The 14,421-nt window shown below is 73.0% G+C and carries 17 protein-coding genes; 7 read left to right on the top strand and 10 right to left on the bottom strand.

The window, feature by feature from the left end; all coding sequences use genetic code 11:
- Positions 1–27 precede the first annotated feature (27 nt).
- Genes RY076_RS13700 through RY076_RS13680 form a run of 5 tightly spaced genes read right to left on the bottom strand, consistent with a single transcriptional unit; the run spans position 28 to position 5,493 of the window.
- Complete coding sequence (locus RY076_RS13700) at positions 28–1,314, bottom strand: FAD-dependent monooxygenase (RefSeq protein WP_323098815.1); 1,287 nt, start codon at positions 1,312–1,314, stop codon at positions 28–30.
- Positions 1,315–1,353: 39 nt separating this feature from the next.
- Positions 1,354–2,094, bottom strand: coding sequence for a maleylpyruvate isomerase family mycothiol-dependent enzyme (locus RY076_RS13695; RefSeq protein ID WP_323098813.1), 741 nt, complete (start codon positions 2,092–2,094; stop codon positions 1,354–1,356).
- Positions 2,094–2,942: a fumarylacetoacetate hydrolase family protein gene (locus tag RY076_RS13690; protein ID WP_323098812.1), complete on the bottom strand. Its 849-nt coding sequence runs from the start codon at positions 2,940–2,942 to the stop codon at positions 2,094–2,096. The genes RY076_RS13695 and RY076_RS13690 overlap by 1 nt, the downstream gene beginning before the upstream one ends.
- Positions 2,939–4,105: a cupin domain-containing protein gene (locus RY076_RS13685; RefSeq protein ID WP_323098810.1), complete on the bottom strand. Its 1,167-nt coding sequence runs from the start codon at positions 4,103–4,105 to the stop codon at positions 2,939–2,941. Before RY076_RS13685 ends, RY076_RS13690 begins: the two co-directional genes overlap by 4 nt.
- A 38-nt stretch (positions 4,106–4,143) precedes the next feature.
- Positions 4,144–5,493: an MFS transporter gene (locus RY076_RS13680; protein ID WP_323098809.1), complete on the bottom strand. Its 1,350-nt coding sequence runs from the start codon at positions 5,491–5,493 to the stop codon at positions 4,144–4,146.
- 98 nt (positions 5,494–5,591) lie between these two features.
- On the opposite strand from RY076_RS13680, the gene RY076_RS13675 reads away from it, so the two are divergent.
- Positions 5,592–6,377: an IclR family transcriptional regulator gene (locus RY076_RS13675; protein ID WP_323098807.1), complete on the top strand. Its 786-nt coding sequence runs from the start codon at positions 5,592–5,594 to the stop codon at positions 6,375–6,377.
- Between the two features lie 28 nt (positions 6,378–6,405).
- On the opposite strand, the gene RY076_RS13670 is transcribed toward RY076_RS13675, so the two are convergent.
- From RY076_RS13670 to map, 4 genes are all read right to left on the bottom strand, one after another.
- Positions 6,406–6,987, bottom strand: coding sequence for a dihydrofolate reductase family protein (locus RY076_RS13670; RefSeq protein ID WP_323098805.1), 582 nt, complete (start codon positions 6,985–6,987; stop codon positions 6,406–6,408).
- A gap of 80 nt (positions 6,988–7,067) precedes the next feature.
- Complete coding sequence (locus RY076_RS13665; RefSeq protein ID WP_323098803.1) at positions 7,068–8,558, bottom strand: FAD-dependent monooxygenase; 1,491 nt, start codon at positions 8,556–8,558, stop codon at positions 7,068–7,070.
- Positions 8,559–8,665: 107 nt separating this feature from the next.
- On the bottom strand, positions 8,666–9,454 hold the full coding sequence (locus RY076_RS13660; protein ID WP_323098801.1) for a hypothetical protein: 789 nt from the start codon (positions 9,452–9,454) through the stop codon (positions 8,666–8,668).
- A 68-nt stretch (positions 9,455–9,522) separates the two neighbouring features.
- Positions 9,523–10,302, bottom strand: a complete 780-nt coding sequence (gene map / locus RY076_RS13655; RefSeq protein ID WP_323098799.1) for a type I methionyl aminopeptidase — start codon at positions 10,300–10,302, stop codon at positions 9,523–9,525.
- Positions 10,303–10,378: 76 nt separating this feature from the next.
- Here map and RY076_RS13650 point away from each other — a divergent pair, with 76 nt between their 5' ends.
- The 3 genes from RY076_RS13650 (at position 10,379) to RY076_RS13640 (ending at position 11,609) form a co-directional block, all read left to right on the top strand.
- Positions 10,379–10,669 (top strand): helix-turn-helix domain-containing protein, encoded by a 291-nt coding sequence (locus tag RY076_RS13650; RefSeq protein WP_323098797.1) that lies wholly within the window; start codon positions 10,379–10,381, stop codon positions 10,667–10,669.
- Between the two features lie 103 nt (positions 10,670–10,772).
- Positions 10,773–11,129 (top strand): cupin domain-containing protein, encoded by a 357-nt coding sequence (locus RY076_RS13645; protein ID WP_323098796.1) that lies wholly within the window; start codon positions 10,773–10,775, stop codon positions 11,127–11,129.
- Between the two features lie 12 nt (positions 11,130–11,141).
- On the top strand, positions 11,142–11,609 hold the full coding sequence (locus RY076_RS13640; protein WP_323098794.1) for a methyltransferase domain-containing protein: 468 nt from the start codon (positions 11,142–11,144) through the stop codon (positions 11,607–11,609).
- Between the two features lie 10 nt (positions 11,610–11,619).
- On the opposite strand, the gene RY076_RS13635 is transcribed toward RY076_RS13640, so the two are convergent.
- A complete protein-coding gene (locus RY076_RS13635) occupies positions 11,620–12,003 on the bottom strand; it encodes a hypothetical protein (protein WP_323098792.1) in 384 nt (127 codons plus the stop codon).
- A gap of 640 nt (positions 12,004–12,643) precedes the next feature.
- Between RY076_RS13635 and RY076_RS13630 the strand changes: the two genes are divergently transcribed.
- From RY076_RS13630 to RY076_RS13620, 3 genes are all read left to right on the top strand, one after another.
- Positions 12,644–12,826 carry a hypothetical protein gene (locus tag RY076_RS13630; protein ID WP_323098790.1) on the top strand — a complete coding sequence of 61 codons (183 nt, stop codon included), beginning with the start codon at positions 12,644–12,646 and terminating at the stop codon, positions 12,824–12,826.
- Between the two features lie 80 nt (positions 12,827–12,906).
- The gene (locus tag RY076_RS13625) at positions 12,907–13,296 is read left to right on the top strand and encodes a MerR family transcriptional regulator (protein ID WP_323098788.1); all 390 of its coding nucleotides are present in this window, start codon (positions 12,907–12,909) and stop codon (positions 13,294–13,296) included.
- 54 nt (positions 13,297–13,350) lie between these two features.
- The gene (locus tag RY076_RS13620) at positions 13,351–14,397 is read left to right on the top strand and encodes an aldo/keto reductase (protein ID WP_323098786.1); all 1,047 of its coding nucleotides are present in this window, start codon (positions 13,351–13,353) and stop codon (positions 14,395–14,397) included.
- The last annotated feature ends 24 nt before the right edge of the window (positions 14,398–14,421 follow it).

Below are 14,421 nucleotides of genomic sequence, written 5' to 3'. Positions count from 1 at the left end.
TTGGGGGGGGCCCCCCCGGAGGGTGGCTCAGACCGCGGCTGGCACGTGATCGGGCACGGCGGCCGTCGCGTCCAGTGGCTCGAACATCGGCGCCTCGTCCTCGGGCAGCAGGGCGGTCGAACCATAGAGCCAGTCGACGAAGGAGTAGTCGCGCACGTCGCGCGAGCGCATGACGTCGTTGCGCCAGAGCCGCTCCTCGCCCGTCAGGTGCCAGAGCGCGCCCCAGGCGCGCGCGGTCGTGAGGACGCGCCGGCAGTGCTCCGGGCGCACGGCCTGGTAGGCCGCGAGGGCGACGTCCCAGTCGAGCGTGTCACCGTCGGCGCCGGCCGACAGCTGTGCACCGACGTGCTCGGAGAGCACCCAGGCGTCCTCGATGGCCATGACCGCACCCTGCGCGAGGTACTGCAGCGGCGGGTGGGCGGAGTCGCCGGTGAGCGCGACGCGGCCGATGACCCACTGGTCGATCGGGTCCCGGTCGTACATCCGCCACCACTTGTCACGCCACATGAGCGGCAGGCCGGCCCGGACGTTGTCGCACGTCTGGTCGAAGGCCGCGTCGAGCTCGTCGGGGGTGCCCCAGTCCTCTTCTCCCGCAAGAGCCTTCGGTGACTCGAACACCGCGACCTGGTTGAACATCTCGCCACCGCGCAGCGGGTACTGCACGAAGTGGCACTTCGGCCCGACGTAGACGACGACGTCGTCCAGCGCGATGTCGAGCTGCTCGACCTGTCCCATCGGCACGGCGCCGCGGTAGGCGACGTAGGCCGACGACACCGGCTGGTCGTCGGACACGAGCTTCCGCGCGACGGAGTGGAGCCCGTCGGCCGCGATGACGACGCGCGCCGTCTCCCGTCCCCCGTCGTGCACGACGGCCGCGGAGTCCGCCCCCTGCTCGTACGCCGTCACCGCCACGTTCGTGATGAGGTCCACCCCGGCCCGCTCGCACCCGCGCAGCAGGGTGCCGTGCAGGTCGCTGCGATGGATGACGACGTACGGGAAGCCGTAGCGTTCCCGCGCGTCGCCGAGGTCGAGCCGGGTCAGCTCGGACCCGTCGACCGCGTCGCGCATGACGAGGTTCTCGGGCGTGACCCCGAGGGCGATGACCTCGTCGAGCAGACCCCACTGGTCGAGGATCCGGGTGCAGTTCGGCGCGATCTGCAGGCCGGCACCGACCTCGCCGAACTCTGCGGCGCGCTCGAGGACCCGCACGTGAAGTCCCTTGCGGGTCAGGGCGAGCGCGTTGGCGAGTCCGCCGATGCCGCCTCCGACGACGATGGCGTCGACCGGCTGGGCAGGGTTGGTGTGGGTGGTCATCGCGACTCCTTCGTCGTCAGGGGTTTCAGGTGGCTCGGGTCAGAGCCAGTGGGGCAGGACGGGGAGCGTCCCCGTCTCGGCGGTGAGGCCGGTGGCGCGGCGACCGGTGACGTAGGCCGCGAGCTGGGGGAGCGGCCCACGGACCGTCACCGCGTCACCGAGGCCGACGACGGGCCAGGCCGTGCTGCGGGGCGTTCCGTCGAGGGTGTCGGTCGGGTCGGTGGAGACGAGCACGACGGCCGGACCGTCAGCGCCGCGCGAGCGCTTGGCGGCGGCATCGTGCAGCACCTCGAGGAGGAAGTCGGTCGGCAGGTCGTCGAACCCGACGCCGCCGTCGAGGTCGACCGCGTGCACCATGACCTCGCGGGTCCGCATCCACGGCACCTCGGTCGCGGGGACCGTGCGGCCCTGGGCGGTGCGCACGAGGCGCGTCCAGCTCTCCCCGTCGAGCAGGCCGAGTGCGTCGTCGAGCCCTGCGGCGCTGGTCGAGAACCAGTCGCGCAGCCGGGCAGGGGCCAGGAGCGCCCCCTTCTCGATGTCGGACTCGCGCTGCTCCGGCGAGGCGTACATCGGGGTCTCGACGCCCGTCCGCGCCCACGTCGTGAGGTTGACGAGTGCCTCGGCGTTGGCCGCGACGTGGGCGACGACGTGCGCCCGGGTCCACCCGGCCAGCGCCGTCGGCTCGGCCAGGGCGGCGTCGTCGAGGGTGGCGAGGGCCCGCTGGAGCAGGGCGGTGCCGGCCGCGACGAGGTCGCGTGCCGAGAGCAGCGCCGACGACATCAGCGGGGCCCGTCCGCGACCACGACGTTCTCGCACCGGCCGAGGCCCTCGATCTCGGTGACGACCTTCTGGCCGGCCTCGAGGTAGCGGGCCGGCTTGCGGGCGTGGCCGACCCCACCGGGCGTTCCTGTGGCGATGACGTCGCCGGGGCGCAGCGTGATCATCGTCGACAGGTACTCGACGAGGGCGACGGGGTCGAAGAGCAGGTCGCCGGTGGTGTCCTCCTGCACGACCTCGCCGTCGACCTCGGCACGGATCGGGAGCGTCGGGCGCACGCCGCCGGGCAGCTCGTCCGGGGTGACGAGCCACGGCCCCAAGGGCGTCGTGGACTCCCAGTTCTTGCCCTGCAGCCACTCGCGCGTGCGGAACTGCCAGTCGCGCGCGGTGATGTCGTTGAGCACCGCGAAACCGGCGATGGCGGCCTCGGCCTCGGCCGTCGTCGCGCGACGCACGGTCGACCCGATGATGACGGCGAGCTCTGCCTCCCAGTCGAACTGGCCGGTCTCGTCCGGGCGCAGGATGTCATCCTCCGCACCGATGAGCGTGTCGGCGTACTTGCTGAAGATCGTCGGGTACTCCGGCAGGTCGCGGCCCATCTCGAGGATGTGGTTGCGGTAGTTGAGCCCGACGCAGAAGATCTTGCCCGGGTGCGGCACCACGGGGGCATAGGCCGCGCGACCGGCTTCCGAGGTGGGCTCGCCGACGCCCGTGGCTGCGGCGACCTCGCGCCAGTCCGGCTGCGCGAGAAGGGCGCCGACGTCTGGGACGCCGAGCGGCACGAGGTCGGAGCCCTCGACGCGTACGGCCTGCGTGGCGCCGTCGGCGGTACGGACGGTGGCGAGCTTCATGACTGGGTTCCTTCGGTCTGGGTGCGGGCGAGGTTGAGGCGCTCGAAGATCGGCGCGTCGGAGAAGCGGAAGAGGTCGAGGGCGCCGGAGTCGGAGTCGGACCCCGAGGCCTCGGAACGGACGGACAGCGGCTGCCACGACGGCACGACGAAGAGGTCGCCGCGCGTCACCGACCAGCTGAAGTCGCCGACCGTGACCGTGCCGGCGCCGTCGAACACCTGGTAGACCGACGAACCGGTCTGGCGCACCGGCGCGGTCTCGGTGCCGGACGCGACGCGGTGGAACTCGGTGCGGATGGTCGGCAGCACGTCGCCGGCGTTGGTCGGGTTGGTGAACCGGATCGCGGCGTGGCCGTGCTCGACGGTGCCGCCGAAGCCCTCGGCCTCGAGCTCGAGCTGGTCGGTGAGGGCCCGGTCGGTGTCCTCCCAGCGGTAGCAGAGCAGCGGCGAGCCGGAGGTGGAGCCAAGCTGCGAAACCGGCGCGATGCCGGGGTGGCCCCACAGGCGCTGCGAGCGGGAGCGCTCCGGCGTGGTGCGCTCGACGTCGGAGATGCGGTCGCGGCCGAACTCGAAGAACTGCGCCTCGACCTCGTACTGGAACGGGATGTCGAGGCCGTCGATCCAGGCCATCGGCCGGTCGGCCGCGTTGTGGTGGGCGTGCAGGTTCCAGCCGGCCTGCGGCAGGAAGTCGCCGCGGCGCATCGGCACCGGGTCCCGACCGACGACGGTCCAGACGCCCTCTCCCTCGACGACGAAGCGGAACGCGTTCTGGGTGTGCCGGTGCTCGGGGGCGTCCTCGCCGGGCATGAGGTACTGGATCGCGGCCCAGAGGGTGGGCGTCGCGTACGGCTTGCCGCCGAGCGACGGGTTGGCCAGGGCGATCGCACGCCGCTCACCGCCGCGGCCGACGGGCACGAGGTCGCCCGCGCGTCCGGCCAGCTCGAGCAGCGTCGCCCACTCCCAGCGGTGCGGCTGGGCCTTGGAGCGGGGGTGCGGCGGCATGAGGTCACCGATCTCGGTCCAGAGCGGCACGAGCAGCTCCTTCTCGAAACCCCGGTAGAGGTCCTCGAGCTCCGGGGTGACGGTCGGCTGGTCGGGGGAGTCGACGGCGGCGAGGCTCACGGGCGAGGTCGTGGTGGTGTCGGGGTCGGTCGTGGCGGACATGGCGGTTCCTTTCGGGGGTCTCTGTGGGCTCAGCGGGCTCAATGGACGAGCTCGGCCTGGGCCGGCGTCGAGGCCTGACGGGTGGTGGGCCGGGTGGCGACGAGCGTGACGAGGAGCAGCACGGCGGCGATGCCGGCGGCGATCGCGAAGGCGAGGAAGTTGCTGCCGACACCGAGGTTCGCGGCGAGCAGCCAGCCCCCGACCTGGGGTGCCAGGACGGCGCCGATGCGGCCGACGCCGAGGGCGAAGCCGAGCGACGTGCCGCGCAGGGAGGCCGGGTAGTGGTTCGCGACGGCGGCGATGATGAGGCACTGGGTGCCGTGGGTGCCGACCCCGGCGAGGATGAGCGCGCCGTAGACGGGCAGCAGGTCGCTGGGGTAGGTGAGCAGGAAGGCGAGGCCGAGCGCGGCGGCCACCGCGGCCCAGACGGCGCTGCGGAGCGGTCCGAACCGGACGCCAGCCCACGCCGTGACGACGGAGCCGAGCACGGCGCCGAGATTGAGGGCGAGGAGGAAGTGCAGCGGCTGGCCCATCTCGAACCTCGGGTCGGAGGCCATGAGCTTGGGCAGCCAGGTGCCGAGCCCGTACCAGGCGAAGAGGGTCGCCACGGTGGCGAGGGCGAAGAGCACGGTCGGGCGTCGCCAGTCTCCGCTGAGGATCGCGCGGAACCCGGCGCGGTGGTGCGGGCCGGCGTGCTCGGACGCGTCGTGGACGAGTCCGTGACGGGTCTCGACAGCGACGGCCTCCTGCACCCGACCGCGGGCACGCAGCCACGTCGGCGACTCGGGCAGGAAGACGAAGCAGAGCGGCAGCAGGACGACGACGGCCAGGACGGCCACGGCGTACATCGCCCGCCAGCCGTGCTCCGGCAGCAGCCAGAGACCGACGAGGGCGGCGGCCGAGCCGCCGATCGGGACGCCCGACATCATGACGGTCGAGACCGCGGACCGGTGCCGGCGCGAGACGAACTCGGCCGTGAGGGCGTTGGCCGACGGGACGAGACCGCCGAGGCCGAGCCCGGCGAGGAAGCGGAACGCGCCGAAGCCCGCGGGACCCGGCGCGACGGCGCACAGGGCCGTGAACACCGAGAACCAGAGCGTGCACCAGAGGATCGTGCGGCGCCGGCCGAGGCGGTCGGCGAGGTAACCGGCGCCGAGGGCGCCGACGAGCATGCCGGCGAAGGCGAGGCTGCCGATGAGCCCGGCGGAGGCCGGCGTCAGGCCCCAGCCCCTCTCCTTGAGCAGCGGCGGGATCGTCGTGCCGTACACGATGAGGTCGTAGCCGTCGAAGACGACGATGAGCCAGCAGAGCAGCGTGACCAGCCAGGCGGGACGGCGCGAGAGGCGCTCGGTTCGGGCCGGGGGGTGGGTTCGGGGCGTCGTTGCCATGCCGACCATGGTGGGATCGTTCGACATGGCAGAACGAGACAATTCTGCATGGCAGAATCAGGTGGGTCACGTCACGGAGTCGAGCGAGGATCACGGACATGAGCACGGGTCTGAAGTCGAAGCCGCAGTACGCGCTCCGCAGCGTCGACCACGCGCTGCAGCTCGCCGTGATCCTGCAGGTCGAGGGCCCGCAGACCGTCTCCGACGTGGCGGACCGGCTCGGCGTGGCGCGCTCGACGGCCCACCGCCTGCTGACGATGCTCGTCTACCGCGACTTCGCCCGGCAGGGCCCCGACCGCCGGTACCACGCGGGCCCGGTGATCTCCCTCGAGGCGGACTCGCGCAGCCACACCGCACTCCTGCGGGCCGTCGCCCTCCCACACCTGCAGGTGCTCGTGGGCCGCGTCGACGAATCGGCCAACCTCATGGTGCTGGCGGGGGACCACGCCCGGTTCGTCGCCTCGGTCGAGAGCTCCCAGTCGCTCCGCGTCGGCAACCGCGAGGGCATGGTCTTCCCGGCCCACCTCGCCTCGGGCGGCAAGACGATGCTCGCGGACCTGCCGCCCGAGGATCTCGCCGAGCTCTACAGCGACACCCGGTGGGACGGGCGCGAGGGCGAGCGCCCCGACCTCGCCGCCGTCGAGAAGGACCTCGCCGCCGTCCGCCGCCGTGGCTTCGCCATCAACAAGGACCGCACCGAGACCGGCGTCACAGCCATCGGCCGGGGCGTCCGCGTCGGTACCCGGACCGACGCTGCCGTCACGGTCTCGATGCCGACGGTCCGGTTCCGCGAGAACCGGCTCGTCGACCTCGTCAGCGCGCTGGCCCTCGCGGCTCGAGACATCGAGCGCGACATGGAGCAGGCCCTGCGCGCCGACGCGTGAGCTGCGGGCGGCTCGACCCCCGGGTGGCTCAGGCCTCGGGCTGAGCGGGCCGGTAGACGAGCCAGAGGGCGCCACTCGAGGTCGGCGTCGCGCTGTGCAGCGAGAGGCGCTGCAGGGCGGGCAGCCCGTCGAAGAGGCGTCGGCCCTCCGGGTCGAGGACGGGGGCGACGGCCAGGTGCAGCTCGTCGACGAGGCCCTCGGCGAGCAGGGACTGCGCCAGCTCGATGCTCCCGTGCACGCCGATGTCGCCGCCGTCCGCGGCCTTGAGGTCGCGCACGACGTCGGCGAGCGGGCCGGCCACCGCCTGGGCGTCGCCCCACTGGGTCGCGAGCGGCGTCGAGGTGACGACGTACTTCTTGACGCCGTTGATGAAGTCGGCGAAGGGCTGCTCGTCGGACGTCGGCCAGTAGCGCGACCACTCGTCGTACATGTGGCGACCGAGCAGCACGGCGTCCTGCCGGCCGATGAGCCGCGCCTCGAGCTCGATGAGGTCGTCGTCGAAGGTAGGCGGGTGCGGGGTCTCGGGGTCGACGTCGGGCGGGAAGGCGCGCGTCGGGTCGTCGACGGCGCCGTCGAGCGAGGTGATCGTGTAGAGGACGATCCTGCGCATCGGTGCTCCTGGTCTGCGGGACGATGTGGACAGTGTCAACCAGTGAACCAGCCGGCACCGGCAGGGCGGGTCGGACCCGCCTACGAAGCACCACGGGGAGCCCCGAACCACGCGGCCATGGCGTCCGCGAGGCCGGCGGTCGTCGTCCCCTCACCGACCCAGGCGACGTGCCCGTCGGGCCGCACGAGCACCCCGGTCGGGGCGGGGACCCGCCCGAGCACCGGCAGCACCCACTCCTGCTCGAAGCGGGCGCGCACGTGCCGGACCCGTCCCTCCCACCCGCCGGCGTCGGCGGCGCCCTCCGGGGCCCCGGGCCCGCCGAGGTCGAGCAGCACGGGCCGGGCTTCGTGCAGCAGCTCGAAGACCCGGCACGGCCCGTCGGCCGTCACGAGGTCGAGGTCGGGCACGCGTCGGCCGAGCAGTGGGTGCCCGTCACCGAGGTCGAGCATCACGTCGAGCCCGGTCAGCAGCGCGGCGAGACGCTCCCGGGGACCGGCGTCGGTCAACAGCTCGGCGAAGGTGTCGCGGATGGCGTCGGTCCGCGCGTCGCCCCGTTGGAGGAAGGCCTGGGTCATGACGTTCTTCAGGACGCGGGCCGTGGCCGGGTGCCTCTCCGCCTCGTAGGTGTCGAGCAAGGGTGCGGGGGAGTGGCCGCGGACCACCTGGGCCAGCTTCCAGCCGAGGTTGACGGCGTCCTGCACGCCGAGCCCGATGCCCTGGCCCCCGGTCGGGGGGTGGGTGTGAGCGGCGTCGCCGGCGATCAGCACCCGCCCGCTCCGGTAGGAGGACGCCTGTCGTGCCGCGTCGGTGAACCGCGAGATCCACGACGCGTCGTGCACCCCGAAGTCGGTGCCGTACACGAGCGTCAGGGCGGTGCTGAGGTCCGAGAGCGTGGGCTCGGTCGCCGCCCCCACGGCGGCCTCGGTCACGACGATCCCGACGGTGCCGCCGTCGCCGACCGGGTTGATGCCGTGGATGCCGATGGCGTCCTGGCGCAGTCCGGTGGGCGCCTCGTCCGTCAGCACCGCTTCGGCGATGAGGTGGCTGCGGGTCGCCTCGGCGCCGACGAGCTCGATGCCGGTGGCTCGTCGGACGCTGCTGCGCCCGCCGTCCGCGCCGACCACGTACGCCGCGCGGAGCGGGTCACCCTGCGCGAGAACGACGTCGACACCGGTGTCGTCCTGCTCGATGCCGACGACGTCCACGCCGTGGCGCATGGGCACACCGAGCTCCTCGACCCACCCGCGCAGGATGTCCTCGACGCCGGTCTGGGACAGCGCGAGGGTGTACGGGTGCCGGGTCGGTAGAGCCGCCACGTCGAGCGGCGTGCCCGCGAAGCTCATGGCCTGCGCGGTCCGGCCGGCGGCCAGGAACCGGTCGGCGATGCCGCGCTGGTCGAAGATCTCGAGGGTGCGCGAGTGGAACCCCCGCGCCCGTGTCCCGGCCAGCTCGGGTGTCGGGCGCCGTTCCAGGAGAACGACGTCCACCCCTGCCAGGGCCAGCTCGCCGGCCAGCACCAGGCCCGTCGGGCCTGCGCCGACGACGGCCACCTCATGCTCTGCATCCCTCACGACGTCCCCCGATCTGCTCGACACGAAGGAGCAGTCTGGCCCACGGATGGGGCCTTGCCGCAAGCCCCCGGTGGCGCTGTACGGTGAAGAGGGAGGGGAGTCGGCATCTAGTCGGCGGCCGCTCGGAGCGGGTACTCGCTCGACGTGGCGGGGGCCGTGTCGGTGCAGCCGCTCCTGCCGCACGTGCACGCGTACGGGAACGCGGGCAGCGTTGCACCGATGTGGCGCTCGTGCGCGGTGATCTGGCGGTGCACGACGTCGTTCTCGTGCCGACGCCGCTCGGCAAGCTGGGCGCCGGCGGCGAGGCGGGGGTGGCCTGCGGTTGCGGTCACGACCACCTCGCGGACCGCGTCCACGACCTGGTCCCAGTCGACGTCGGTCGGCACCTCGACGACGGGGCGTCCGGCCTCCAGGGCGGCTGAGTGGAGCCGGAGCCCCAACAGCTCGTCGCGCGCCACGAGCGCCTCGACCCGGCGTCGGGACGCGCCGTCGCCCTCGACGAGTCGCTGCCGCCGCGCGGCGCGGGTGCGCTCGGCCGTGGTGACGAGCCACACGGCGCCGACCGGCGCCCAGGTCGCGGCCGCGTCGGGGTGCAGCTGCGGGCCCTCGACGAGCGTCGGCACGCCGCCGACGGCGGCCAGCCGGACGTCGTCCATGACGACGGGCAGCCTGATGGCAGAGGTGTGTTCGAAGTCGTCGACCGCGGCGCCAGGGCCGAGGGCCAGGACCTCGTCGAGAGGTGGGCCGAGGGGGCCGAGCCGTTCGAGGTGGTCGTACGCATACGCGTCGACGGGGTGGAGCGCGAGGTCGAGCTCGTGCGCGAGCCGCCGGATCGTCGTCGACTTGCCGGACCCCGGCGTGCCACCCACCCAGACCATCGGCGCGTTCGTCGTCATCCGCGCGATGCTGCCAGATGTCGCCGCCCTCCGCCTGCGGGCTGCTCGCCGGCCGGCCCGGCGTCCGGTCAGGCCGCCGATGTCGGCAGGGTGAGGACCTCGACGCCGTCGTCGGTCACGGCGACCGTGTGCTCGCTGTGCGCCGTGCGGCACCCGGTGGCGCTGCGCAGCGTCCAGCCGTCGGCATCGGTGACGAGCTCGTCGGTGTCGGCCATGACCCACGGCTCGATGGCCAGCAGCAGGCCCGCGCGCAGCCGGTAGCCCCGCCCCGGGCGGCCCGTGTTGGCCACGTGCGGGTCCTGGTGCATCGTCGAGCCGACGCCGTGACCGCCGAACTGGGTGTTGACGCGGTACCCCGCCCCCATGAGCACGGCGCCGATCGCGTGGGAGACGTCGCCGAGGTGGACCCCGGGGCCGGCCGCGGCGATGGCGGCGGCCAGGGCCCGCTCGGTGGCGTCGATGAGGGCGAGGCTCTCCGGGGGCCGTGCCTCGCCGACGACGAAGCTGATGGCGGAGTCGGCGACGAGCCCGTCGGTGGACACCGCGAGGTCGAGCGAGAGCAGGTCGCCGTCGGCGAGCGCGTAGTCGTGCGGGCGTCCGTGCAGGACGGCGTCGTTGACCGACGTGCAGATGTAGTGGGCGAACGGACCACGCCCGAAGGACGGCGCGTAGTCGACGTAGCAGGACTCGCCACCGGCGGCCGTGATCATCTCCCGGGTCCAGCGGTCGATCTCGAGCAGGTTGGTGCCCACCCCGGTGCGGCTCCGGAGCGTCCTGAGGGTGTCGGCGACGAACGCCCCTGCGGCCCTGGCTCGCGGCAGCTGGCGGGGGTTCAGGATCTCGATCATGCGGCGCCTCTCCCGTGCCTCGTGCTGGCCTCCAATAACTATCCCGGCCATGTTATCCCGGTATTAGTATCGGACCATGGTCAGGCTGCCACTCACGCCCGCAGAGGTCGAGCGCGGACGGCGCCTCGGTGCGCTGCTGCGTCGCGCCCGGGGCGAGCGCTCGATGCTCGACACCGCGCTGGCCGCCCGCGTCTCGCCCGAGACCCTCCGCAAGATCGAGTCCGGCCGCGTGGCCACTCCGGCGTTCCCGACGATCGCGGCGATCGCCGACGTCCTCGACCTGTCCCTCGACGCGGTGTGGGCCGAGGTCGCCGGGTCCGAGCGCGGCGCTCCGGACGCGGCGGGCCGACGGTCCAGCGTCGCGTAGCAGGCCGACGACCCCGTCGACGGGGCGTCGGCGATGCGTCGGTAACGCCTGACGCGAGGGCCGAGCCGCGTCACGATGGTCGGACGACGGAGAGGAGCGCTCGATGACCGAGGCACAGCAGGGCCCCGAGACCAGGGGTGTGGAGGTGGAGCTCCTCGCGAGCGTCGACCTCGGGCCCGAGATCGCGGGCCTGGAGGGACGGTCGCTGCGGATGCGGATGGTGACCATCGAGCCCGGGGGCGTCCTCGGTCCGGTCCATGACCACCAGGACCGGCCGGGCACCGTCTACGTGCTCCAGGGCGTCATCACCGACCACCGCGACGGCGTCGCCACCGAGTACGGCCCCGGCCCGGGATGGCCCGAGGACCACCGGACGCTGCACTGGCTCGAGAACCGCGGGTCGACTGCCGCCATGGAGATCTCGGTCGACATCGTCAGCGAGCCGCCCTCGCCCGGCTGACGTCCCGCGACCATGACGTGCGCGGGCATCGAGGCCCGGGAGCTGGCGCGGAACGGCTGGCGGGTGCACACCTTCGACGCCGACCCGCACAGCGAGGCGGGGGTGCAGGAGGCGGCGCACGACGTCACCCTCGTCGAGCACGCCGTCTGTCACCTCGAGGAGCTGACGCGTGTGCCGGCGAACGACCTCACCCTCGCCTGCGTCTCACTGCCGTTCCTGCCCCGGGAGTCCTTCGACATCGTCTGGCGCCGCGCGGTCGACGCGCTCCAGCCCGGTGGGGTGCTGGCGGTCGACCTCTTCGGCGACCGCGACGGCTGGGCGGGCGCGGACGGGACCTTCCTGACCCGTGCGGAGGTCGAGCACCTGACCGACCGCCTCGACGTCGTCTCGCTCGTCGAGGTGGAGTGTGACGGCAGGTCGTTCTCCGGGCCGAAGCACTGGCACACCTACGAGCTCGTGGCCACGAAGGCCCGACCCTGACGCCGCGGTGTCAGGAGGTCGTCGACGCGACGAGCACCGTCACCGCCACGAGCTGGGCCACGACGAGGACCACGACCGCGCGCGAGCGAACCCGGCCGACCCTGCCGGACAGGACCACGGCGAACGCCATGGCCGCGATGACGAGAGCGGTCAGGCCCGAGCCCTCACCGACCGCGTGACGCGCCAGCTCGGACGGTGTCTGCGTCCGGTCGCCGCCGAAGCCCCCCGAACCGAAGGCGTAGGAGAGGCCCAGGAAGACGGCGTCGACGCCGACGAGCACCAGGCTGACCACGAGCGCGACAGCCGTCCGGCGCCGGTGGGCCGACTCGTCGTCCCCGTGCTCGCGGGGCGTCTCGTCGTCCCCGTGCTCGCGGGGCGTCTCGTCACTCGTCATCCCTCTGCTCCCGGGGTGGGCGGTGGAGGCCCGCCGGGGGTGTCCGACGAGCCCGGCCGCCATCGTGCCCGGCAGAGCACCCGGATCGCCCAGGAATGCGAGGAACCCACCGTTCCGGGCGGGGACATGACGGAGCCCCGGTCCATCGGGGTCGGACCGGGGCTCCGCACGGCGTCCGCGGCACGTGAACGTGGAGGGGTGGCGGACGCTGGGTCGGTGCGACCGTTCGGTCAGGGGTTGTCGAACGGGCGCTCCGACGCCTCCATCGTCTCGCACACCGCGGGTGTTACGGGAAATTCGAGCCTTGTGAAAAAACTTTGAAAACCGTGTCATGAATCCGTCAGTGCGTCGTCTACCTCAGTGACGGGGCCAGGCCGGTTCGTGGAGGGGCCGGCCCGGCCTCGTCGGTGGAGGCTCACCAGCAGGACGGACGCAGTCCGTGACCGAGGTGGCGTCCACGTCGTTGTAACTGACATCGGGTGTGAGCCCGGGCTGGCACGAGTGGTTCACGGGCCGGTGAGCGTCAGGGGGAACCTCACGGGTCCGCGGCCACCGCAGGAGTGTGGAAGGAGCGGGTCAGCGTGTCGATCTTCAGGGGCACCCGGTTCACCCGGTTCACCCGGTTCGCCGAGGCGAGGCCATGACGGAGGACAACGTCTGTGCGCATCGGCGGCTCGACCAGCACTCGTGCTGGGCGTGGCCCGATGCCGAGGAGCGCCGGCTGCACGCCCTGAGCGAGGCGTCGGCCGTCGGAGGCCGCGCCCGGGTGCGGCGCCTGCGCCGCGCGAGGCTCGCCTGCCGCAAGGCCCCGCGTGAGGCCTGACGGCCCACGCACGACCCGGGTCGGCTGATCCGCCCGAACCCGCTTGACCTCGAGCGCACTCGAAGGGCGACGATGGGTCGGTGACCGCCATCGCCACCGGAATGACCATCGCCGAGGCCGCCGAGCGCACCGGCCTGACCACCCACACGCTGCGCTACTACGAGCGTGACGGGCTCATGGTCCACGGTGTCGGCCGCTCGAGCGCCGGGCACCGCGTCTACACCGAGCTCGACCTGGGCTGGATCAAGATGCTGACCTGCCTGCGCGCCACGGGCATGCCGATCCGCGAGATCAAGGCCTACGCCCAGCTGTGCAGGGCCGGGGAGAGCAACGAGGTCGAGCGGCTCGAGCTGCTCCAGGCCCACCGCGCCCGCGTGCTGGCGCAGCTCGCCGAGGTCACCGACCACCTTGGCGCCATCGACAACAAGATCGGCCTGTACCGCGCCCGTGTCGAGGGAGCCGGTGCCTGAGCGCGGCGCGTCCGCCTTGACCTCGAGCGCGCTCGAAGGTCTTGACTCGTCGTCATGACTGCGAACACCCCCGACACGAACCCTCCCGAGACGTCCACCCCGCAGACCCTCCCCACGCGCACGCTCGGCAGCGGGTCGGCCGCGCTCACCGTGTCGACCCTCGGCCTCGGCTGCATGGGCATGTCGGAGTTCTACGGCACGGGCGACGAGCAGGAGGGCATCGCGACGATCCGTCGCGCGCTCGACCTCGGCGTCACGTTCCTCGACACCGCCGACATGTACGGCCCGTTCACCAACGAGCGGCTCGTCGGCGCCGCCGTCGCCGGCCGGCGCGACGAGGTGCAGCTCGCGACGAAGTTCGGCAACGAGCGCGCCGAGGACGGCACCCGGCTGGGCATCAACGGGCGACCCGAGTACGTGCACCGCGCGGCCGACGCGTCGCTGCAGCGGCTCGGCGTCGACCACATCGACCTCTACTACCAGCACCGCGTCGACAAGGACGTGCCGATCGAGGAGACGGTCGGGGCGATGGCCGAGCTCGTCGCCGCCGGCAAGGTGCGCCACCTCGGCCTGTCCGAGGCCTCGCCCGACACGATCCGCCGCGCCCACGCCGTGCACCCGATCACCGCGCTGCAGACCGAGTACTCGCTCTTCACCCGCGACGTCGAGGACGAGATCCTGCCGCTGCTGCGCGAGCTCGGGATCGGCCTGGTGCCCTACTCGCCCCTCGGCCGCGGCATCCTCACCGGCGCCATCACGGCCGAGGCCGACCTCGAGTCCGGCGACTCGCGGCGCACCGCCTACTTCCCGCGGTTCCAGGGCGAGGCCCTCGCGGCCAACCTGACGCTCGTGGACCGGGTCCGCGGGCTCGCCGCCGCCAAGGAGGTCACGCCCGGACAGCTCGCTCTCGCGTGGGTGCTCGCCCGCGGTGAGGACGTCGTGCCGATCCCCGGCACCAAGCGGGTGCGCTACCTCGAGGAGAACGCCGGCGCCACCGCGGTGTCGCTGACGCCGGGTGACCTCGCGGCGCTCGAGGCCGCGGTGCCGCGGGACGCCGTCGTCGGGGCCCGTTACGGCGACATGTCCTCGATCGACGCCTGACGCATCGCCTGACGCATCGCCTGA

This window comes from Intrasporangium zincisolvens, assembly GCF_034724055.1.
GTDB lineage: Bacteria > Actinomycetota > Actinomycetes > Actinomycetales > Dermatophilaceae > Monashia > Monashia zincisolvens.
This window is presented reverse-complemented; position numbering and strand designations above follow the sequence as displayed.